21 protein-coding genes are annotated in these 19,328 nt (G+C 64.1%); 6 read left to right on the top strand and 15 right to left on the bottom strand.

Translation table 11 applies throughout. The features are described from left to right. Window positions 1–79 precede the first annotated feature (79 nt). The 4 genes from WEA77_RS05985 to WEA77_RS05970 form a co-directional block, all read right to left on the bottom strand. On the bottom strand, window positions 80–1,015 hold the full coding sequence (locus WEA77_RS05985; RefSeq protein ID WP_368066961.1) for a radical SAM protein: 936 nt from the start codon (window positions 1,013–1,015) through the stop codon (window positions 80–82). A 77-nt stretch (window positions 1,016–1,092) separates the two neighbouring features. Beyond that, window positions 1,093–2,019, bottom strand: coding sequence for an ornithine carbamoyltransferase (gene argF / locus WEA77_RS05980; protein WP_368066960.1), 927 nt, complete (start codon window positions 2,017–2,019; stop codon window positions 1,093–1,095). 180 nt (window positions 2,020–2,199) lie between these two features. After that, a complete protein-coding gene (locus WEA77_RS05975) occupies window positions 2,200–2,454 on the bottom strand; it encodes a GlsB/YeaQ/YmgE family stress response membrane protein (RefSeq protein WP_368066959.1) in 255 nt (84 codons plus the stop codon). Between the two features lie 84 nt (window positions 2,455–2,538). Next, window positions 2,539–2,859: an antibiotic biosynthesis monooxygenase gene (locus WEA77_RS05970; protein WP_368066958.1), complete on the bottom strand. Its 321-nt coding sequence runs from the start codon at window positions 2,857–2,859 to the stop codon at window positions 2,539–2,541. Between the two features lie 136 nt (window positions 2,860–2,995). Here WEA77_RS05970 and WEA77_RS05965 point away from each other — a divergent pair, with 136 nt between their 5' ends. Together WEA77_RS05965 and WEA77_RS05960 are read left to right on the top strand one after the other, a co-directional pair. Continuing rightward, on the top strand, window positions 2,996–4,210 hold the full coding sequence (locus WEA77_RS05965) for a saccharopine dehydrogenase C-terminal domain-containing protein (protein ID WP_368066957.1): 1,215 nt from the start codon (window positions 2,996–2,998) through the stop codon (window positions 4,208–4,210). 96 nt (window positions 4,211–4,306) lie between these two features. Continuing rightward, entirely contained in the window at window positions 4,307–5,434 is a 1,128-nt protein-coding gene (locus WEA77_RS05960; protein ID WP_368066956.1) for a carboxynorspermidine decarboxylase, read from the top strand. Window positions 5,435–5,569: 135 nt separating this feature from the next. Here the strand turns inward: WEA77_RS05960 and WEA77_RS05955 are convergent, their stop codons facing one another. The 6 genes from WEA77_RS05955 to hisS form a co-directional block, all read right to left on the bottom strand. Beyond that, on the bottom strand, window positions 5,570–6,409 hold the full coding sequence (locus WEA77_RS05955) for a carbon-nitrogen hydrolase family protein (RefSeq protein WP_368066955.1): 840 nt from the start codon (window positions 6,407–6,409) through the stop codon (window positions 5,570–5,572). Continuing rightward, window positions 6,406–6,819, bottom strand: a complete 414-nt coding sequence (locus tag WEA77_RS05950) for a GFA family protein (protein WP_368066954.1) — start codon at window positions 6,817–6,819, stop codon at window positions 6,406–6,408. The genes WEA77_RS05955 and WEA77_RS05950 overlap by 4 nt, the downstream gene beginning before the upstream one ends. Beyond that, window positions 6,804–7,997, bottom strand: a complete 1,194-nt coding sequence (locus WEA77_RS05945; protein WP_368066953.1) for an aspartate aminotransferase family protein — start codon at window positions 7,995–7,997, stop codon at window positions 6,804–6,806. The genes WEA77_RS05950 and WEA77_RS05945 overlap by 16 nt, the downstream gene beginning before the upstream one ends. Window positions 7,998–8,442: 445 nt before the next feature. Beyond that, window positions 8,443–9,150 carry an ATP phosphoribosyltransferase gene (gene hisG, locus WEA77_RS05940; RefSeq protein ID WP_368066952.1) on the bottom strand — a complete coding sequence of 236 codons (708 nt, stop codon included), beginning with the start codon at window positions 9,148–9,150 and terminating at the stop codon, window positions 8,443–8,445. Then, window positions 9,147–10,265, bottom strand: coding sequence for an ATP phosphoribosyltransferase regulatory subunit (locus tag WEA77_RS05935; RefSeq protein WP_368066951.1), 1,119 nt, complete (start codon window positions 10,263–10,265; stop codon window positions 9,147–9,149). The genes hisG and WEA77_RS05935 overlap by 4 nt, the downstream gene beginning before the upstream one ends. Next, on the bottom strand, window positions 10,262–11,743 hold the full coding sequence (gene hisS / locus WEA77_RS05930) for a histidine--tRNA ligase (protein WP_368066950.1): 1,482 nt from the start codon (window positions 11,741–11,743) through the stop codon (window positions 10,262–10,264). The genes WEA77_RS05935 and hisS overlap by 4 nt, the downstream gene beginning before the upstream one ends. Window positions 11,744–12,153: 410 nt before the next feature. Here hisS and chrA point away from each other — a divergent pair, with 410 nt between their 5' ends. Both chrA and WEA77_RS05920 read left to right on the top strand, forming a co-directional pair. After that, window positions 12,154–13,452 (top strand): chromate efflux transporter, encoded by a 1,299-nt coding sequence (gene chrA / locus WEA77_RS05925; RefSeq protein WP_368066949.1) that lies wholly within the window; start codon window positions 12,154–12,156, stop codon window positions 13,450–13,452. A gap of 140 nt (window positions 13,453–13,592) precedes the next feature. Continuing rightward, window positions 13,593–14,642, top strand: coding sequence for a TerC family protein (locus WEA77_RS05920; RefSeq protein WP_368066948.1), 1,050 nt, complete (start codon window positions 13,593–13,595; stop codon window positions 14,640–14,642). 52 nt (window positions 14,643–14,694) lie between these two features. On the opposite strand, the gene WEA77_RS05915 is transcribed toward WEA77_RS05920, so the two are convergent. After that, window positions 14,695–15,165, bottom strand: a complete 471-nt coding sequence (locus WEA77_RS05915; protein ID WP_368066947.1) for a PaaI family thioesterase — start codon at window positions 15,163–15,165, stop codon at window positions 14,695–14,697. A gap of 81 nt (window positions 15,166–15,246) precedes the next feature. Here WEA77_RS05915 and WEA77_RS05910 point away from each other — a divergent pair, with 81 nt between their 5' ends. Then, entirely contained in the window at window positions 15,247–16,029 is a 783-nt protein-coding gene (locus WEA77_RS05910) for a hypothetical protein (RefSeq protein WP_368066946.1), read from the top strand. Here WEA77_RS05910 and WEA77_RS05905 read toward each other — a convergent pair. Continuing rightward, window positions 16,026–16,202 carry a rubredoxin gene (locus WEA77_RS05905; protein WP_368066945.1) on the bottom strand — a complete coding sequence of 59 codons (177 nt, stop codon included), beginning with the start codon at window positions 16,200–16,202 and terminating at the stop codon, window positions 16,026–16,028. The genes WEA77_RS05910 and WEA77_RS05905 overlap by 4 nt on opposite strands. A 182-nt stretch (window positions 16,203–16,384) precedes the next feature. Between WEA77_RS05905 and WEA77_RS05900 the strand changes: the two genes are divergently transcribed. Further along, window positions 16,385–16,930, top strand: coding sequence for a cytochrome P450 (locus WEA77_RS05900; protein ID WP_368066944.1), 546 nt, complete (start codon window positions 16,385–16,387; stop codon window positions 16,928–16,930). A 172-nt stretch (window positions 16,931–17,102) separates the two neighbouring features. Here WEA77_RS05900 and WEA77_RS05895 read toward each other — a convergent pair whose 3' ends face one another. The 3 genes from WEA77_RS05895 to WEA77_RS05885 are packed head-to-tail and all read right to left on the bottom strand — an operon-like array spanning window position 17,103 to window position 19,086. After that, the gene (locus tag WEA77_RS05895; protein WP_368066943.1) at window positions 17,103–18,467 is read right to left on the bottom strand and encodes an ABC1 kinase family protein; all 1,365 of its coding nucleotides are present in this window, start codon (window positions 18,465–18,467) and stop codon (window positions 17,103–17,105) included. A 48-nt stretch (window positions 18,468–18,515) separates the two neighbouring features. Then, entirely contained in the window at window positions 18,516–18,833 is a 318-nt protein-coding gene (locus WEA77_RS05890) for a BrnA antitoxin family protein (protein ID WP_368066942.1), read from the bottom strand. Continuing rightward, window positions 18,790–19,086 carry a hypothetical protein gene (locus tag WEA77_RS05885; RefSeq protein ID WP_368066941.1) on the bottom strand — a complete coding sequence of 99 codons (297 nt, stop codon included), beginning with the start codon at window positions 19,084–19,086 and terminating at the stop codon, window positions 18,790–18,792. Before WEA77_RS05885 ends, WEA77_RS05890 begins: the two co-directional genes overlap by 44 nt. Window positions 19,087–19,328: the final 242 nt, after the last annotated feature.

The following is a 19,328-nucleotide window of genomic DNA, read 5'->3' as shown; positions in this document are numbered from 1 at the left end:
CTGCCTTGAGGGGGACTTTCAAGCCGCCCCATGTGGCAGCGAGGGGGCCAATCGGCAAGGGGCCTGCTTCAGGCAGGCGTCAGGCTGAGCAGCTGGCGCCGCCGAGGACACAGAAACTGGCGCACCAGGGATGGTTCAGTTTCACCGGCGCGGCGGTGGCCTCGGCGAGCGTGGCGCCGAGATCGAAGGCGGGATCGTCCACCAGCAGCGTGCAGGCGAGAACGCGGGGGCCCGCGGCGCCCTTGCGGCGCACGACCATCCGCTGGCTGGCACACATGATCGAGTCCGGCGACTTGCCCAGGATGCCCCAGCACGCGGTGGTGATTTCAGGGAGATCATCGCGGGCGATCATTTCCGGGAAGAGGACGAGTTGTACCGGGTCGGCCGCATCGAGCGCGAGACCAAGCGACGCGATCAGCGCGAAGTAGCCTTCGCGGGCGGCGGCCTCGTCCTCATGCAGGGCCTTGCGGCCGGCAAGCGTGAGCGGGATGTTGTTGGCCGCGAGCCAGCGAAGCCCCTCACAGGCTTCGGCGAAAGCGCCCCGTCCCCGCTCGGCGTCATGTGTCGCGGCGTCATGGGAATCGAGCGAGACGCGGAGCGTCATCTTTCCCGGGAAGCGCGCGGCGAGGCCCACAAGTCCCACCTGCACGCGCGGGCGCATCAGCGGGCGCATCGCGTTCGTCAGCACAAGGAGTGTATGGCCCTGGTCCAGCGCTGCTTCGAGGATGTCCAGGATTTCCGGCGCCATGAAGGGCTCGCCGCCTGTGATGCCGATTTCGGCGGGCCCGGCCAGCTCGGCGAGATAGGGCTCCACGTCCGCGCGCGTGAGATAGACGAGGCGGTCATTGGTCGGGCTGCTTTCAATATAGCAGTTGGCGCAGGTTATATTGCAGAGGGTGCCGGTATTGAACCAGAGCGTCTTGAGCTCTGTCCACGCAACGCTGGCCCGCGTCTCGCCCTTGGCGGTGACATGAGGGTCGAGAAATTTCGCGTTCGGGATCAGTGTATCGGCCATGGCAATTGCCTAGAACTCGCCGGGTGCGCCGCCAAGGGCAGACGCTGCGGCTTGTGTGAATGTGATCGGCGGGTAGACTATTTTCCCAGGCACCAGCGCAGGATGGCCTTCTGGGCGTGGAGGCGGTTTTCCGCTTCGTCCCAGACGAGGCTGGCCGGGCCGTCGATGACTTCGGCGTCGACTTCTTCGCCCCGGTGCGCCGGCAGGCAGTGCAGGAACTTCGCACCGCCGTTTGCCAGCTCCATCAGCTCGTCGGTGACGGCAAACGGCTCGAGGATTTCGAGACGGCGCTCAGCATCAAGGTCGCCCATCGAGACAAACGTGTCGGCGATCACCACATCGGCGCCGGCGACCGCTTCCTCGGCGGTCTCGAAAAGCTCGATCCGGCCCTGCATTTCAGTAGCGATGTCGAGATCGTCCTCATCCGGCGCGTAGCGGTGCGGCGTGCCGATAGCTAAGGAGAAGCCGAACTTCGCGGCGGCATGGATGAAACTGGCACAGACATTGTTGCCATCCCCGACCCAGGCGAGACGGGCGCCCTTCAGGGTCAGGCCGTGTTCCTCAAGCGTCATCAGGTCGGCCATGATCTGGCAGGGATGCGAGCGGTCCGAAAGGCCGTTGATCACTGGAATGGTGGCAGCCTCGGCGAAGGTTTCCACGTCGGTATGGTCGTTGGCGCGGATCATCACCGCATCGACATAGCGCGACAGGACACGGGCCGTGTCCCCGATGGTTTCGCCCCGGCCGAGCTGCATATCACCGGCGGAGGTGGTGATCGAGCTGCCGCCGAGCTGGCGCATGGCCATGTCGAAGGAAAAGCGGGTGCGGGTGGATGCCTTCTCGAAGATCATCGCGAGCGTATGGCCGTCCAGCGCCGCACCGGCATCGACGCGGCCCCTGGTCCAGCCGGCCCGGGCGCGCTTCATCCGATGCGCCTCGTCTAGGATCGCGCGCAGGTCCGCCTGCTCCAGCGGCCAGATGTCCAGAAAATGGCGGATCGTCATGGGCGCAGCCCCGCAAAAATAAGCGCGCCGCATAGCGTGTTATGGGGGAGATGTCATTCGGGAATTGAGAAAAGCCCCGCCCCGTCATCCTGCAGGCAGGACAGCGGAACGGAGCAAGGCTCGTGTCAGGCGGGTATCAGGCGGGTATCAGGCGGGTATCAGGCGGGTATCAGGCGGGTATCAGGCGCGTTTCATGACGCGAATGATGACGAGCAGGATCACGGCTCCAAGGGTGGCGTGCAGGATCGCGGCAAGGATGCCGCCGCCGAGGCCGAAGCCTATAGCCGGGAAGAGCAGACCCGCGATAAACGCGCCAACGATGCCGACCACGATGTTGCCGACCAGGCCGAAGCCGAAGCCCTTGATGATGACGCCGGCCAGCCAGCCAGCGATTGCGCCGATGAGAAGGAAAATGAGCAGGCTTTCGATGGTCATTGGATAATTACTCCCAGTTGCGGGGCCAGTCCCTCTTAACCAACGCGCGGGCGCGGAAAAGGATGCATGGGGCTGACCGGGGGCTCAGATGCCGTAGGCGCGCTCAACCTTCACGATGCGGATGGAATAGCCTGAATACCAGACATCCCGGCCCATCCGCTGGGCTTCCAGGTGTTCGTCATTCTGTTTCCAGGCGCGCAGGTTCGCCTCGGTATCCCAGTAGCAGATTGTGATTTCACCATTGCCGTCCGCCTGCGCGGTCTCATAGCCGAGGAAGCCCGGCTGCTGGTGGGCAAGTTCCACCATCCGGCCGCCCATGCTTTCATAGTTCGCGCCGTCCTTGCCGCTGAATACGGCGGTGAAGATGACGGCCCAATAAGGCGGCGGCGGCGTCTTCGCGATCATGGCAAAATCTCTCCTCCGGGTTAGCATTATTGTGCCACGGGCCGGCCCGCCCTATCTAGCCCCCCTTCTAGCCGCCCGGGCCGAACTGTCATAAGGGAGGCCATTCTTTTCACCCCTCCCGGGAGCAATGCCAGACATGGACAACGTACTCATCATCGGCGCCGGCGCGGCCGGCTCGGTCGTCGCCAAGAAATGCGCGATGGACCGCAAGACCTTCAAGCACATCACGCTGGCCTCGCGCCGCATCGCCAGCTGCGAGAAAGTGGCAAAGGAATGCGTGACGCCGATCGAGATTGCCCAGGTGGACGCCGATGACGTAGCCGCCACGGCCGCGCTGATCCGCAAGGTGAAGCCTGACCTCGTGATCAATATGGCTCTGCCCTACCAGGACCTGCCGATCATGGACGCCTGCCTCGAGGCCGGCGTGAACTATCTCGACACCGCCAACTATGAACCGCGCGAAGTCGCGAAGTTCGAATACTCCTGGCAGTGGGCCTATCAGGAGCGCTTCAAGAAGGCGGGCCTCACCGCCATCCTCGGCTGCGGCTTCGATCCCGGCGTCTCCAACGTCTGGTGCGCCTATGCGCAGGAATACCTCTTCGACGAGATCGACTATATAGACATCGTGGACTGCAATGCCGGCGATCATGGCAAGACCTTCGCCACAAACTTCAACCCGGAAATCAACCTGCGGGAGGTGACCCAGGACGGCAAATACTGGAAAGACGGCGAGTGGATAGAGATCCACGCGCTCAGCATCAAGACGATGGTGGACTATCCGGAAGTCGGCCCGCGCAAGTCCTACCTCATCTACCATGAGGAAGAAGAAAGCCTCGTGAAGAACATCAAGGGCCTTAAACAAATCAGGTTCTGGATGACCTTTGGCGACGCCTATATCAAGCACCTCGAAGTGTTCAAATCCATCGGCCTGATCAGCCTCGAGCCAATCAAGCACAAGGGCATCGACATCATCCCGATGGAATTCCTGCGCGACCTCCTGCCGCCGCCCTCGTCGCTCGCCGAAGGTTATACCGGCAAGACTTCGATCGGCGTAATCGTCCGTGGCCGGAAAGACGGCAAACCGCTCGCCAAGATGCTCTACAACGTCTGCGACCATGCCGAGACCAACAAGGAAGTCGGCGCGCAGGCGGTCAGCTACACCACGGGGGTCCCGCCGGTCACTGGCGCGGCGATGTTCTTCCGCGGAATCTGGAAAGGCCCGGGCGTGTTCAACGTCGAACAGTTCCCGTCCAAACCCTTCCTCGACGACGTGGCCGAGCGCGGCCTGCCGACAACGATCATCGACATCGGCCCGGGCGATCAGGACGAGTTGTTTGAGGTTTTAACCTAAGCCCTCCACATCCGCTCATCCCGCGACTGCGGGGATCCCGGGCGGGATAAAGCCTGACCAGATCCCCACCTTCACGGGGATGAGCGAAAGCAAAAGATGACCAAACTCAACACCCCCTGCTTCGTCCTCGACACCGCCCGACTCCGGAAAAACCTGGAGACGGCAAATCGCGTGCGCGGGGAAGCGGGCTGCAAGGTCCTGCTGGCGACGAAAGCCTTTGCCATGCCGGCCGCCTTCCCCTTGATGCGCGACTATCTCGACGGCACCACCGCTTCCGGCGAACACGAGGCCATCATGGGCCACGAAGAGTTCGGCAAGGAAGTCCACGTCTATTCGCCAGCCTATACGGAAGATGAAGTCCGAAGGCTGACGAAAGTCGCTCAGCACATCTATTTCAACTCCGCCGAACAACTCGCTCGTTTCGGAGATATTGCGCGCGATGCCGGCTGCCATGTCGGCCTGCGGGTCAATCCCGGCTATTCCAACGCCACCCTTGGCGGCGATCTCTATAATCCCACCGCCCCTACCAGCCGCTTCGGCGAAGTGCCGGAAAAGCTCAGCTCAGTCGACTGGTCCGGCGTTGACATCTTCCATGTCCATGCGCTGTGCGAGAGCCTGCACGAAGGCTCGGTCGGCCTGATCGAATATGTCTCCGAACATTTCGCGCCCTATATCGCACAGGTGAAGGCCGTGAACTTTGGTGGCGGGCATTTCCTGAACAAGCCCGGCTACAATGTCGACAAGCTGATCACCGCCATCAAGGCCTTCCGCGCGAGGTTCGGCGTCGAGGTGATCCTGGAGCCGGGTGCGGGCCTCGTTGTCAACACCGGCGAACTGCACGCCACCGTCCTGGCGCTGCACTGGAACGCGATGGACCTCGCCATCCTGGATGCCTCCGCCTCGACCCATATGCCGGACGTCCTCGAAGTGCCCTACCGCCCGGACGTGATCGGCGCGGGCCAGCCGGGCGAACATCCGAACACGTACCGTTTCGGCGGCAAGACGTGCATGACCGGCGACATCATCGGCGACTATTCCTTCGAAAAGCCGCTCGCCCCCGGCGACGAGTTAATCTTCACCGACCAGATGCACTATGCCTTCGTGAAGACGAACACCTTCAACGGCACGCCGCTGGCCAACCTCGCCATTCGCTGGGAAGACGGGCGCGTCGAGATGATTTCGGATTTTGGCTACGATGAATTCCGGCGCCGGCTGGGGCGGTAGCTCGCAACCTCCTGTCCCGGCCATGGCTCTCAGCGCCGCCGATCCGGGGCCTCCTTGCGATGAGGAGGTCCCGGATCACGGCCCCGGCGGGGCCTTTCCGGGATGACAGCGTTGCGCCGGGCCGGCACGCTCTGTTCAGGTGCCAGGCTTGGTGAAACTGAACTTGCTTTCATTGCCCAACGACGGAATACGCCTGCGCGATTTTGCAACATCGGCAAGGTCGAGATCAGCGAAAATAATCCCCGGCTCCGCCCCATCCGCTTCGGCGATCACCTCGCCCCAGGGCGAGACGATCAGCGAATGGCCGAAGGTTTCGCGCCCGTCCTCATGTCTGCCGCCCTGCGCGGGCGCAATGACGAAGCAACCGGTTTCGATGGCACGCGCGCGCACCAGAACCTGCCAGTGCGCCTCACCGGTTACGCGGGTGAAGGCCGCGGGGATCGTGAGAATGTCGGCGCCCCCCTGCGCAAGGCGGCGATAGAGATGCGGGAAACGCACGTCATAGCAGATCGTCAAACCAAGCCGGCCGAACGGCGCCTGCGCCAGAACAGCCTCCGTACCCGGACGATAGGCACGGCTCTCGCGGTAAGTCTGCCCGTCGTCCACTTCGACATCGAACATATGGATCTTGTCATAGCGCGCGACAATCGCGCCATCCGCTGCAATCAGGAAAGAACGGTTGGCGAAACGCTCCTCATCCTCAAGCATAATCGCAAGCGAGCCGACAAGCAGCGTGACGCCCAGCTCCGCCGCCAGAGCGCGCAGTTTCGCCAGGCTCTCGTCCTCCGCCTCACGGCGCACCTTTGCGCGCGCCATGCCGGGGCGGATATCGAGCAGGTTGGTCATCTCGGGCGTGGCGATGAAGACCGCGCCCTGCCCCGCCGCCTGCCGGATCATCGCGGCGGCGGCCTCGATATTGGCGGCCGGCTCGGTGCCGGAACGCATTTGGACACAGGCGGCCCGGAAACGGGTCATGCGCGCGGCCCCGGGCATGCGTCGCGGGCGCCCTCCGCCGCGACCATCATGCCATTACCTTCGCCCTGGCGGACCGTGAGGCCGGACGCATCAAACCCCGACAGGCAATTCATGTTGACGCCGTAATGATCCGGCATCGCGCGCTTCCGGTGAAACGGATAAATGCCGCATACGCAACAGAAGAAATGCCGGGCGACGCCGGTGTTCCAGTTATACTCCCTGAGTACATCCGCCCCGGTTCGCAGCGTAAACGCATCTTCGTGCACACTGGTCATCAGCGCGCCCTTCATGCGGCACAGCGAACAGTCGCACCGGTAGATGTCCGTTACTTCGGCGGCGACAGTAAACTGCACCGCGCCGCAATGGCACGAACCGACGTAATCCGGCGCGGCGCTCAGGATATTTTCCATTCCGACAGCGCGCTGTCGAGGATGCCCACCGCCTCGCGCACATGCGCTTCTTCGATCACCAGCGGCGGCGCAAGGCGCAGCACATTATTGCCGGCGACGCCGACGAGGAGGTTGTTGTCACGGCAGATCCCTTGAAGGTTCTTCGGGTCCGCTTTCAGCTTCACGCCGGTCAGCAGGCCCTTGCCGGTCACCCCTTCAACCTTGTCCGGATGCGTGTCGGCGAGGCTTTTCAGTCCCTGCTGCAACGTCGCCCCAATCCGCCGGACATTGGCCAGGAAAGCCTCGTCCGAGATGATATCCCAGACCACATTGCCGACCGCCATGGCGAGCGGGTTGCCGCCATAGGTCGAGCCATGACTGCCTGGCTGCATCGGCGCGCCGACAGCTTCGGTCATCAGGCAGGCACCGAACGGAAAGCCGCCGCCGATGCCCTTGGCGGCGCACAGGATATCCGGCTCGACGCCGTCCGCCCACTGATAACCCCACAGCTTGCCGGTGCGGCCCATGCCGCATTGCACTTCGTCGAAGATCAGCAGCAGGCCGTGTTCGTCGCACATCTCGCGCAGGCCCCTGATGCAGGCTTCCGGCATGGCGCGCACGCCGCCTTCGCCCTGCACGACCTCGACGAAGATTGCCGCCGCCGTCGGCTCGGCCGCCGCTTTTTTCAGGGCCTCATGGTCACCCCATTCGAGATGCACGAAGCCGGGCAGTTTCGGCCCGAAGCCTTCGAGGTATTTCGGATTGCCGCCGGCATTGATCGCGCCGATGGAGCGGCCATGGAAGGCGCCGGTGAAGGTGATGATGTCGATCCGATCCGGATTGCCCTTCGACCAGTGGTACTTGCGCGCCGCCTTCATGGCGCACTCGACCGCCTCGGTGCCGGAATTGGTGAAGAACACCCGGCCTGCGAACGTATCGCGGCAGATCTTGTCGGCCAGCTCCTCCTGCCCCTTCACGCGGAACATGTTGGACGTGTGCCAGAGCTTGCCGGCCTGGTCGCGCAGCGCCTCGACCAGCGCCGGATGCGCATGGCCCAGTGCGGTCACCGCAATGCCGGCAATGAAATCGAGATACCGGCGGCCATCCTCGGTGAACAGGTAAGCGCCCTGGCCCTCGACGAACACTTCCTCCGGTGGACGGTAAACCGGCAGGATATGCTGGCGGGGGTCCTGTTGCATGGCGTCCTCTGGCATGGGCGGCTCCGGCGGATTCGGGGGGAGGGGCAGATCGCCGCAACGCTTGGCGGGGCCGCAGCGTCAAGTCAACTCAAGGCGCCGGGTTACCGGGAATTAATCGGTCAAATGATCGAAAAGCGATGATTTATATTGATGTTATTCGATATTCGTTTATCGTTATTCATGAAGCCGGGTTCCGGATGCCAAGGCGCTCCAACGCCCCTCGCTCCCCCCTGAAGTCTTGAATTCCAGGATCCGGTCTTCACCCTGCGGGCGCTGTCGCCGCAGCGATTTCCGAGGTGAACGAGCACCGGAATCGAAAAAGAGGCGCAGCGCCGTTGCCGGCTAGCTGCGCCCCTCCACCGTTTGCAGCGTTTCCTCCCAGAAACTTGCAAAGATATACCGCAATGAATCCTGAGGTGTGTCAAGAATGCGCCTAAACAATTTTTCAGAAATCGTGATCGCCCTGCGACAATGCGCTGGTCAGAACTGCCCGCGCTGAGGCCGCAGAGGGGCCGAACTTTGCCCGCGCCGAGCTGGCAAAGGCCGCTTCGCTCTTCAATACAAGGCCGTCCCGGAGAATTTTTAGCCCATTTGCCTTTAGAGTTGCGCCGGTGGTCGTGATGTCGACGATCACGTCTGCCGTGCCTGTGGCAGGGGCCGCTTCGGTCGCCCCGGCGCTTTCCACAAGGCGGTATTCGCCCACCGACTTCTGGGCAAAGTACCGGCGCGTCAGGCGCAGGTACTTGGTGGCGACCCGCAGCCGGCGGCCATGGGCCTTGCGGAAAGCGGCCCCAGCCGCCTCGAGATCAGCCATGGTGTCCACGTCGAACCAGGCCTGCGGCACGGCCACGACCACATCGGCAGCTCCGAAGCCCAGCCGTTTCAGCACACGGAAATCCTCGGCCGGGTCCGGGGCGAGGTCGTTCAGCAGGTCCTCGCCGGTCACTCCGAAATGGAGGCTGCCCTCGATCAGACCCTGCGCAATCTCGCGCGCAGAGAGGAGGCGCACCTCGGCGTCCAGCCCGTCGATCTCGGCAGTATAGCCCCGCTCCCCGCCGATCTGGCGCACGGGATGACCGATCCGGGCGAGCCAGCCCTCGGTCTGTTCTTTCAGGCGGCCCTTGGAGGGGATCGCGATGGTCAGCCGGCTCATGCAGTCGTACTCCGTACACGCACCATCCGGTCAGGCCGCACGACGCCGCCGATGCCGGTCGCAGATACCTTGCCGCCGGAAAGGCCCGCGATCAGCCCGTCATAGCGCCCGCCCGCAGCAACCGGCTGGGTCGGCGCGAGACCCTCCGCGAGCACTTCGAACACGAAGCCATCATAATAAGTGAATCGCCGGCCGAAGCCTGCGCGGAACTCGGCCGTGCGCCGCGCGCCCGGCACGAGGGCCAGGATTTTCTCGACACGCGCTGCAAAGACAGTCAGAGCCGCGCCCGAGCGCACCAGACCATGTTCTGCGGCAAGCGCGGCCAGCGCAGCGGGCGCCTCCGCCAGCGGGCAATCCACTTCGCGCAAGGCGAGCAGCGCCGCACGCGAACTGTCCGGCAATCCGCCTGCGTCGATGGCGGCGCGGCGGGTGCGCAGGCCCTCGACGATTTCGGCAAGGCTGCGCGCACCGACCAGCGGCACAGCGCGCGCGGCCAACACGGCGCCAAGCCCGGCTTCGGCATCCGCCGCATCCAGTGCAGCGAGAATGTCTGTATCCAGAGGACGCGAGGCGGCATCCAGCACAGCGCGCACGCCGCCCTCCTGCCGGAAGGCGCGCTTCAAGAGGCCGGTGGTCACCCCCGGCAGGCCCAACGCGTCGATGAAGGCGGGGAAGATCGCGAGGTCGCCCGTGACAATTGCTTTCGGCTGAACGCCGCAAGCCTCTACCGCGCGGTGGACCAGCGCGAAGAGTTCGGCGTCCGCCGAAGGGTCAGCGGCATGGCCGAAGCGTTCGAGCCCGACCTGCGTGAACTCGAACGGATCATCCGCAGCTGCAGGCAGGCGAAACGCGCGTGCAGCATAAGTATAGGTCTTCGGCGAAGGCCCCGCTTCCAGTCGCGCCGCCTCACGCTGCGCCACAGGCAGCGTCAGGTCCGGCCGCATCGCCATTTCGGCGCCGCGATTATCGGTGAACACGCAGAGGCGCGCCCGCACCGCTTCGCCCGACAGCTCCAGCGGAATGTCCGCTGGCAGAACATAATCGGGATCAACCGGTGTGCCGCCCGCGGCCTCGAACACCGCGCGCGCGACCGCCACAAGGGCATCATGGTTCATGTCTGCGCCTCTATGATAGCGCGCACGGCCGCGACCATCTGCGCGCGCGGCACTTCGATCTGACCGGGGCGGGCTTCGCGGTATTCCTCGTTGGAGGTAATCGCCTGCGCCTTCAGCGCGCCCATCTCGAGATCCTTTATCGTCACAGTACCCTTGGCAACTTCATCCCCGCCGACGATGACTACGGCCGGCGAAGCGCGCCGGTCTGCATACTTCATCTGCGGGCGCATGCCGGAGGCGCCCATATAGGCCTCGGCGCGGATACCGGCGCGGCGCAGTTCCGCCGCAAGGCCAAGCGCGAGACCCGGATTGTCCTTGTCCAGATTGAGCACGACCACCGGGCCGTCGAGTTTCGCGCCTTCGCCCATGATAGCCAGCGCAGCAGCGAGCCGCGAGATACCGATGGAGAAACCGGTCGCCGGCACTGTCTCGCCGGTGAAGCGCGCGACGAGATCGTCATAGCGCCCCCCGCCGCCGATGGAGCCGATCCGGTAGGTCTTGCCGTCCTCCCCGGTGACTTCGCGCAGCAGCTCCGCCTCGAAGACCGGGCCGGTATAATATTCCAATCCTCTGACCACGGACGGATCGATCTTCACATCGTCCTCCGGCGCGCCGAGCGCTTCGAGCGCCAGTGCGATAGCTTCCAGTTCGGCAAGCCCCGCCTTGCCTTCTTCGGTGAAGCCTGCGGCCTTGGCGAGATTGGCCAGCGTCACAGCGCGCGTCGCAGCGCCCGCTTCGGCAAATGCGAGCACGCGCTTCACCTCTTCAGCGCCCAGACCCGCGCCCTTGGTGAAGTCGCCGCTCTCGTCCTTGCGGCCCGCTCCGAGGAGGTCTGCAACGCCTGAGGCGCCCAGCCGGTCCAGCTTATCGAGCGCGCGCAGGATGGCGAGGCGTGTGCCGGCGTTTCCCGCGCCGACGGAATCGAGCACGCCGTTCAGCAGTCGCCGTGTGTTCACGCGGATCACGAACTCGCCGGGCTTCATGCCGATGGCGCGCAGCGCCTCGGCGCCCATCGCAATCATCTCGGCATCGGCATGGAAGCCGGGCGCGCCGACTGTATCGGCGTCGCACTGCCAGAATTCCCGGAACCGGCCGGGGCCGGGTTTTTCGTTTCGCCAGACCGGGCCGGCTGCATAGCGCCGGAACGGGCGGCCAAGCCCCTGTCCCTGCTGTGCCACGAAACGCGCGAGCGGCGCGGTAAGATCATAGCGCAGCGCCATCCACTGCTCGTCATCATCCTGGATCGCGAACACGCCGGCATTCGGCCGGTCTGCATCGGGAAGGAACTTGCCGAGCGCGTCGGCATACTCGAATGCGCCGGTTTCCAGAGCCTCAAAGCCCCAATGGCGGTAGACCGCCGTGACCGTTTCCACGAGCCGTGCCTGGGCATGGATCAGCCCTTCCCGCTTGTCGGGAAAGCCGCGCGGCTTGCGGGCGAGATCCTTGCCCGATGCGGGCGGGTTTGCCTTGTCGCTCATGGTCACTTCAGGTCCTGTGTCAGGCTGAGCCCGCTTAAACGGCGCGGACCGGAATGGAAAGGCGAAGCGTCGAACAGGGCGCGCAAGCCGGGCTTCGGCCTGCATCTTCTGGATCGGTTCTGGAAGGGGAACACTCATCAGAGGCGCAGCCGGACCGGTTCGCGCCTCGCCGGCGCGTTATGCGTGATGGTGGGGGTGGTAGTGCAGGTGCGTGTTCATTGCCGGGCCGGATACTTAGGAGGCCCGGCAAAGTCAACCGCAGGAGGGTTAAACGGGCTTTGAAGCCGGAATACTTGCAGGGCGCCGCAAATCGGCTAGTCATCCGCCATCCGGGCTTCGTGGGCGCCCGGTCAGGCGTGCGCGCCCAAGCCCCACTCGATGGCCTGTGGCCAGAGTGTGGAGACTTGAACATGACGACCGCTACCCCCTCCCTCACCGAACTCACCGGCGCCAGCTTGCGTATAGGCTGCCTCGGCTTTGGGGGCCCGGCCGGGCAGATCGCGCTGATGCACCGCATCTTTGTCGAGGAAAAGAAATGGCTCGGCGAGGCAGAGTACCTGCACGCCCTCACCTATTGCATGCTGCTGCCGGGTCCGGAGGCGCAGCAGCTGGCGACCTATGCGGGATGGCGACTGCACGGGGTGCGCGGCGGGGTGATCGCGGGCGGCCTGTTCGTGCTTCCGGGGGCGCTGATCGTCTTTGCGCTGACCTGGCTCTATGCGACGCTCGGAACGTCCCCGCTGGTCGCCGCGCTGTTCTACGGCATCAAGGCAGCGGTGATCGGCTTCATCCTTGAGGCGCTCTGGAAGGTCGGCAAGCGGGCGCTCAATTCGACCGGCGATGTGGCGATAGCCCTGCTCGCTTTCCTTGGCCTGTTCCTGTTCGCATTGCCCTTTCCCCTCGTCATCGCGGCAGCGGCGGCCATCGGCCTTGCCCGGAGTTTCGCGATTGCGGCGCAATCAGGCGCTGAACCCCGGCTGGCGGCGCCGCAGGCCGGACGCGCCTTTGCGACGGCGCTCGGCTGGACGGCAGTCTGGGCCGCGCCGGTCCTTGCGGCGCTCACGCTGCTGGGGCCGGATCATGTGCTGACCCGGGTGGGCGTGCTCTTTTCGAAGCTCGCCCTCGTCACCTTCGGCGGGGCCTATACCGTGCTCGCCTATCTTCAGCAGCAGGCGGTCGAGGCCGAAGGCTGGCTCACGGCGCCCCAGATGATCGACGGCCTCGGCCTTGCCGAGACGACGCCGGGGCCGCTGGTGCTGGTCAACCAGTTCGTCGGCTTCATGGCGGGCTGGCAGGCCGATGGCGGAGGGCTCGCCCTCGCTGCGCTCGCCGCCCTGATGGCCAGCTGGTGCACCTTTGCGCCCTCCTTCGTGTGGATATTTGCCGGGGCGCCCTTCTCCGAGACGCTAAGGCAAAACCGCTTTGCCGCCGGCATCCTTACGGCGATCACGGCGGCGGTGTTCGGCATCATCGCCAAGATTGCGCTCGTCTTTGGCTTTGCGGTGCTGTTCCGGGAAACCTTCGAAACGGTCCTGCTAACCGGCACGGCCCTGACCCTGCCGGACTTCATGACCCTCGATCCGCTGGCACTGGCCATTGCGGCGGGCGCGGCCATCGCCCTGATCCGCTTCAAGGCCAATATCCTGCTGGTCATTGCGGCCTGCGCGCTGGCGGGACTTGCCCGGCTCGGCCTGACTGCTGGCGCTTGACGGGGAACGGCGAGTCACTATTTTCCCGCCACAGACTTGGAACCGGGCCCCTCTGGTGACTGCGGCGGCAGTCACGATGTCGGATCCCTCACGGATATTGCGCTGACGCGGCGCGCCTTTCCGGACACCTTCAAAAAACCATGCCTGAATTCCTGACCGTCGACTACGCGGGCCAACCCCTCTGGTTGTGGGCCGCGTTCCTCTCTTTCATCGGCTTCCTGCTCTGGGTTGACCTCGGCCTCCTCAACAAGAAGGACGAGGTCGTCTCCCCCAGGAAGAGCGCGATCATGTGGTCCTGCTTCGCCTCGCTGGCGGTGGCCTTTGGTTTCTACATCTTTTTTGTCTACCAGCCCGATCCCCAGTATTACAACGAACCGGACAACCTGAACGTCCAGGCGACCATCCAGTTCGCCACCGGCTACCTGCTGGAGACCGCTCTCGCCTTCGACAATATCTTCGTCATCGGCATGGTGTTCACCTTCTTCGCGGTGCCGCGCGAGTATCAGCACCGGGTGCTGTTCTGGGGAATCATCGGCGCCATCGTGTTCCGGGGCATCTTCATTTCGCTGGGCGCCGCCATCGTCAACGAGTTCACCTGGGTCCTCTACTTCTTCGCCGCCTTCCTGATCTTCACGGGCGCGAAGATGCTGTTCTCCGGAAGCGGTGATGACGAGCACATGGACCTGAGCGAAAATTCGGTCCTGAAGTTCCTGACCAAGCGCTTGCGCGTCACAGACACGATCGAGAACCACAATTTCGTCGTACGCAGGCCCCATCCCGTGACCGGCAAGATGGTGCTCTGGGGCACGCCGCTCCTGCTCTGCGTGATCATGGTCGAAGCGGTCGACATTGTGTTTGCGGTAGACTCGGTGCCGGCGATCTTCGCAGTCACGCGTGACCCGTTCATCGTCTATACCTCCAACATATTCGCCATTCTCGGCCTCCGCTCAATGTACTTCATGCTGGCCGCCGCGATCGAGCGGTTCAAGTACCTGAAGTATGGCCTGTCTCTGGTGCTCGTGCTGATCGGCCTGAAGATCTTCTGGAACTTCCTCCTCTACAAGCAGCTGCACCTCGTGCCTTACCTCGAGCCGCAATGGTCGCTGATGCTGACCATCGCCTTCCTCGGCGGGGCGATCCTCTATTCGCTGTGGAAGACCGGGGCGAACGAGAAAGCCCCGTTGGGCTGAAAGCCTCTCCACCTCTCCCGCTTTGCGGGAGAGGTGTTCTGAGAATTTCAATCTAAACCTTTGCCGCGGCCGCTTCGCGCACCGGGGCGCCACTGCGTCTCGGGATGACCTTGAAGATTCCGGTGCCGCGCATGATCGTCTTGTCGCCGGTCCAGATGCGGCCTTCGACGGTGATCACATCGTCCTGCACACCGACGACCGTGCCATCACCTTCGACGAAACTGCCAAGCGGGGCGCCGGCGAGGAAGTCGCACAGGAGGCGGACAGTCACCCACCAGGTGCCCTCGTCCTTCTCCACCGCGCCGCCCCACGCCATGTCGGCAAAGGTCATCAGCATGCCGCCATGCGCGTTGAGCATGCCGTTGGTATGGTATTCCTCCACCCGGAAGGCGCGCGTCAGGCGGCCGTTTTCGCGCTTCTCGAAGAGCGGGCCGATCTGGCGACCGAACCCCCGGTGCCAGGCAAGTTGGGAATAACCGGGGGGAAGCTCTGTGGTCTGGTATCGGTTGAAATCGTCGGTCATGAGAGGCGGGATAAACCCGGGAGCGGGGCGACTGCAAGGTATGCCTTGAATTTGCCATCGGAGACCGGAAAGCATTTCCTCATGCTTCGCCCGTTGATCGCTGCCGTTCTCGCTGCCAGCCTGCTGGCCCCTGCCGCTCTGGCGCAAGGCCGGGCGCGGGACAATGCGGTGGTCTCGGCTTCGGTGATGAGTTCGCGCGAGCCGCTGGACGCCTGCGGGGGCCGCAACCTGCTCGACGCGGCGGTGCCGGACGGCCCCTTCCTCGAAGCCTGCAAGTTCCACGATGCCTGCTACCGCTCCGGCGTGCTGGATCAGGGCGTATGCGACGCCGATTTCCTGCACGACATGCGCGGCGCCTGCGATACAAACTGGCCGAAGGCGACTGCGGCCGGCAAGCATGCGGCCTGCGAAGTCGCCGCCTATACCTATTACCGCGCGGTCAATTCCCGTTTTGGGTCGATGCTGTATCCGCGCGGCGTGACCGAGGGCCAGCTGGGCGCGGTAACCCAGACGGTCAGCAAGGGCCTGAACGGCACCCGCCATTTCGAAGCCTGCGCAGAGGCGCGCAATGCCTCGAACCGGAAGCTGCGCTATCTCCTGACCCTGCATGATGCGAAAGGCGAGTGGGTCGCAACCGCGCCCGGGCTCTCGTCCCTCTCGCTGCAGCCTGGCGAGACGAAGACCCTGTGCGCGGGCACGTCGGTGTCCTGGTTCCGCAGCGCGGAGAATATCGGCGAGGCCTATGCGCTGACCCTGAAGGTGGACGATCCGTCGACAATCAATCCGTTCGGCGACCTGGTGGGTGTCGACCGGCTGGACTGCGAGAGCGCCAGCGGCAGATGCCAGAGGGTTGCGCCGCGCTAGAGTTCGACCATGTCGAACTCGGCCTTTGACGTGCCGCAGAGCGGGCAGATCCAGGTGTCAGGAATATCGCCCCAGCGGGTGCCGGGCGCGAGGCCCTCGCCCGCATCGCCTGCCGCCTCATCATAGATCCAGCCGCAGGTGCGGCGCTGCCAGGTCTTGTATGGCGCGCTCATCGGTTCTTCCTCATCCCGGCCTTGAACTTCAGGTGATCCTTCAACACGCCTGCCAGCGACGCGCTGAACACTGATCAATGCGACCGTGCTGGATTTCATGACCTGTTTCAGTGCGATGACCGAAGACCGCCGCCAGAACCCAGGTCAGGACCTCGCCAGCGTCATTGCGAAAGGCGCTGTGTATGGACAAACCGCTGGGGCAGCTCGAAGCGATGAGCTACTATATAATCGCCGCTGCCGCCGGGCATGACACGACCTCCAACACGGCGGCCGGAGCGCTATGGGGGCTTGCGGAAAACCCGGACCGGTTTCGTAAAGTGAAGGCCGACCTCTCGATGATCCCCGCCATGGCCGAGGCTTCGGTCCGCTGGGAGACGCCAGCGAAACACTTCATGCGTACGGCGACCGCTGATACGCAAGTGGCCGGCAAGGCGATAAAGAAGGGCGACTGGCTGTTCCTTTCCTATCCTCCGGGCAACCGCGACGAGGCGGTGTTCGAGGATGCCTCCACGTTCATGGCCGACCGCACGCCCAACAAGCATGTGGCCTTCGGCTACGGCGCTCATGTCTGCCTCGGGCAGCGCCTCGCCCGGATGGAAATGCGCGTCTTATGGGAGGAGCTGCTGGCGCGGCTGAAGTCCGCGGAACTTAGCAGGGCGGCCCGGCGTACCCAGGCGAACTTCGGGCCGGGACCGCAGGAAGTCCCGATCCGGTTCGAGATGGGGTGAGGCAGCAAGGGTGTCCGGACGCAGCGGTGAGGCTGGCCGGTTTGGGTCCCCACACGCATTGATTTCCCGCTCATCGCCGCGAAGGTTTCGCCGGCATGACAAGGAGGGAGGGGCGGGGAATGGACGGCAAGGCAGGCGTAAGCTGGAACTTGCGCCTGCGTTGGACAAGGCTTCAGGCCAGGCCGGCCTGTTTCAGGGCGGCGGACTGGCGTGCGGCGACGGTGTCGATGGAGAAGCCTTCGAGGCTTTGCTCGAACAGCTTGTGGAAGTTCAGCTCCGCGCCGAGGCGGAGATAGGCGGCGCCGAGGCCGATTGCGGCGCGGTCCATGAAGACGAATTCGCGGGGGATCTTCACGGGCCCCTTCTCCTTCAGGAGCTGGCGGACGCGGAAGGCTTCCTTGCGGCCGTACTCGCCGGGCTTTATGCCATCGGCGACGGAGCGGACGCGGTCGTCGATGATCGGACCGTAGATGAAGCGGGCCCAGACGTTCAGCACTTCGACGAGTTCGCGCGAGAGATTTTCAAATCCCCATGTTTCGTAGGCGGCGTAGGCGGCGTCGAAGTCATTGGTCAGCATCGCGCGGTACAGATCGACGACACCGCCGACGAATTCAGGCGGGAAGATACGCACGCAGCCGAAATCCAGCAGGTTGATGCCGGTGCCGCCGCCGGTGACCTGATAATTGCCGAGGTGCGGGTCGCCGTGGATGACGGCGTAGGAGTTCATCGGCGCCCACCAGGTCCAGAACAACATTTCGGCGATGTGGTTGCGGGTCTCCTGCGGGGCGGTCTCGAAGCTTGAGAGCTTGTCGCCCGTCAGCCAGGTCATGGTGAGGAGGCGCTCGGCGGAGAGTTCGGGCACGAGCTGCGGTACGGTGACGAAGGATCTGCCGGCGAGCATGGCGCCGTAGAGGGCCATGTGTCTGGCCTCGCGGGCATAATCAAGTTCCTCTCGCAGGCGGTCGGTGATTTCCTCGACCATCGCGTCGGCATCGATCGAGCCGTCCATGCGTTTGAAGAGGCCGAGCAGTGTGCGCAGCTGGCCGACATCGGATTCCACCGCGCTGGCCATATCCGGGTATTGCAGCTTGCAGGCGACCTGGCGGCCATCATGCAGCACCGCGCGGTGGACCTGGCCGAGGGAGGCGGCGTGGGCGGCTTCGTGGGCGAAGCTGGCGAACTTCGCCTCCCACCCTGGCCCGAGTTCGGCGCGCATGCGGCGCTTGACGAAGGGCCAGCCCATCGCGGGGGCCTCCGCCTGCAGCTGGCTGAACTCTGCGGCGTATTCGGCCGGCAGGAGGTCCGGCACGGTGGAGAGGAGTTGGGCGACCTTCATCAGCGGACCCTTGGACTTGCCGAGGGCGGCGGCGAGGGCCTTGGCGACGCGCTGGTCGCCTTCGTCCCCGCCGAACAGGGACTGGGCGGCGACTGCAAGCCCCGCGCCGGACAGGTTTGCGCCGACCTTCGCGGTGCGCGCGATGCGGCCGGCGAGGCGGTTGCGTTCGGGATCGTCCGTCCGGGAGGGCTTGTCGGTCATGCAGCGGATATAGGCGCTTTGCACCTGATTGGCAGCGGCATATGCGCCTCAGCCCGCCTTCTTCTGCTGGTATTCCATGTAGGCGCGCAGGATCTGGTTGATCCGGGTCTGGTAGCCCTTGCCGGCATCCTTGAAGAACCCGATCACATCGCTGTCGAGGCGGATGGAGACGGCCGTCTTAACGATGGGCCCGGCGGTTTCGATACTGGCCTGTGACCAGTCGGTCCCGGTGAAGTTCGGATCGCCCACGCGGCGCGGACGGATTTCGTCATCCGTCATGGCGGCGAGCTTCCTGAAGTCCGCCTTGCCTGCGGGGCGGACTTTAGGGGCGTTGGGAGAGAGTTTCGGAGTAAGTGGTTTTGCCATGGGGTGTTGCAACATCTGCAGCCAGAACGGTCAGACCAATGTCGAGCTTGCAGCGCATTTCGAAACGATAGGCTGGTTCGACCAAGGCAATGAAATCACCCGGCCCGTCAATGAGCGCCCGCACGTGCGCCTTTGCAGAGCCAGACTGGATATCTTCAAACCAGGTAGCGAAATTCCGACTGTTAGATTTGTTGTCCTTTTCAGACCAATTGATATCCGCATGCACGGGCTCGGACGGAACCCGACGCGGCATAGGGCAAACTCCCCAGAGTCAATTTTCGTGAGTTCATCATTTCGGCCTCTCCTTTAATGCCGCAGCCTGTTTTGCGGCCCCTCATTTGTATATACATCTGTGTATATAACAAGCATGAGGCTGGCTGCGTGACTCTGGTGTCAGCTTGGCGTATAGCGCCGCGAGTTTGACACATTTGCCGAGGCCCGACCTGCTCCATCGCCGCTGTCCGCGCCTGCCGGACCTACCCGCGTGAACGCAGC

It is taken from the genome of Hyphomonas sp., assembly GCF_040882205.1.
Classification (GTDB): Bacteria; Pseudomonadota; Alphaproteobacteria; order Caulobacterales; family Hyphomonadaceae; genus Hyphomonas.
The sequence above is the reverse complement of the archived record's forward strand: the minus strand, read 5'-3'. Positions and strand labels throughout refer to the sequence as shown.

Excerpts from the sequence above, each read along its gene's own strand:
- WEA77_RS05985 (WP_368066961.1), bottom strand. The coding sequence starts at position 1,015 with ATGGCCGATACACTGATCCCGAACGCGAAATTTCTCGACCCTCATGTC.
- argF (WP_368066960.1), bottom strand. The coding sequence starts at position 2,019 with ATGACGATCCGCCATTTTCTGGACATCTGGCCGCTGGAGCAGGCGGAC.
- WEA77_RS05975 (WP_368066959.1), bottom strand. The coding sequence starts at position 2,454 with ATGACCATCGAAAGCCTGCTCATTTTCCTTCTCATCGGCGCAATCGCT.
- WEA77_RS05970 (WP_368066958.1), bottom strand. The coding sequence starts at position 2,859 with ATGATCGCGAAGACGCCGCCGCCGCCTTATTGGGCCGTCATCTTCACC.
- WEA77_RS05965 (WP_368066957.1), top strand. The coding sequence starts at position 2,996 with ATGGACAACGTACTCATCATCGGCGCCGGCGCGGCCGGCTCGGTCGTC.
- WEA77_RS05960 (WP_368066956.1), top strand. The coding sequence starts at position 4,307 with ATGACCAAACTCAACACCCCCTGCTTCGTCCTCGACACCGCCCGACTC.
- WEA77_RS05955 (WP_368066955.1), bottom strand. The coding sequence starts at position 6,409 with ATGACCCGTTTCCGGGCCGCCTGTGTCCAAATGCGTTCCGGCACCGAG.
- WEA77_RS05950 (WP_368066954.1), bottom strand. The coding sequence starts at position 6,819 with ATGGAAAATATCCTGAGCGCCGCGCCGGATTACGTCGGTTCGTGCCAT.
- WEA77_RS05945 (WP_368066953.1), bottom strand. The coding sequence starts at position 7,997 with ATGCAACAGGACCCCCGCCAGCATATCCTGCCGGTTTACCGTCCACCG.
- hisG (WP_368066952.1), bottom strand. The coding sequence starts at position 9,150 with ATGAGCCGGCTGACCATCGCGATCCCCTCCAAGGGCCGCCTGAAAGAA.
- WEA77_RS05935 (WP_368066951.1), bottom strand. The coding sequence starts at position 10,265 with ATGAACCATGATGCCCTTGTGGCGGTCGCGCGCGCGGTGTTCGAGGCC.
- hisS (WP_368066950.1), bottom strand. The coding sequence starts at position 11,743 with ATGAGCGACAAGGCAAACCCGCCCGCATCGGGCAAGGATCTCGCCCGC.
- chrA (WP_368066949.1), top strand. The coding sequence starts at position 12,154 with ATGACGACCGCTACCCCCTCCCTCACCGAACTCACCGGCGCCAGCTTG.
- WEA77_RS05920 (WP_368066948.1), top strand. The coding sequence starts at position 13,593 with ATGCCTGAATTCCTGACCGTCGACTACGCGGGCCAACCCCTCTGGTTG.
- WEA77_RS05915 (WP_368066947.1), bottom strand. The coding sequence starts at position 15,165 with ATGACCGACGATTTCAACCGATACCAGACCACAGAGCTTCCCCCCGGT.
- WEA77_RS05910 (WP_368066946.1), top strand. The coding sequence starts at position 15,247 with ATGCTTCGCCCGTTGATCGCTGCCGTTCTCGCTGCCAGCCTGCTGGCC.
- WEA77_RS05905 (WP_368066945.1), bottom strand. The coding sequence starts at position 16,202 with ATGAGCGCGCCATACAAGACCTGGCAGCGCCGCACCTGCGGCTGGATC.
- WEA77_RS05900 (WP_368066944.1), top strand. The coding sequence starts at position 16,385 with ATGGACAAACCGCTGGGGCAGCTCGAAGCGATGAGCTACTATATAATC.
- WEA77_RS05895 (WP_368066943.1), bottom strand. The coding sequence starts at position 18,467 with ATGACCGACAAGCCCTCCCGGACGGACGATCCCGAACGCAACCGCCTC.
- WEA77_RS05890 (WP_368066942.1), bottom strand. The coding sequence starts at position 18,833 with ATGGCAAAACCACTTACTCCGAAACTCTCTCCCAACGCCCCTAAAGTC.
- WEA77_RS05885 (WP_368066941.1), bottom strand. The coding sequence starts at position 19,086 with ATGCCGCGTCGGGTTCCGTCCGAGCCCGTGCATGCGGATATCAATTGG.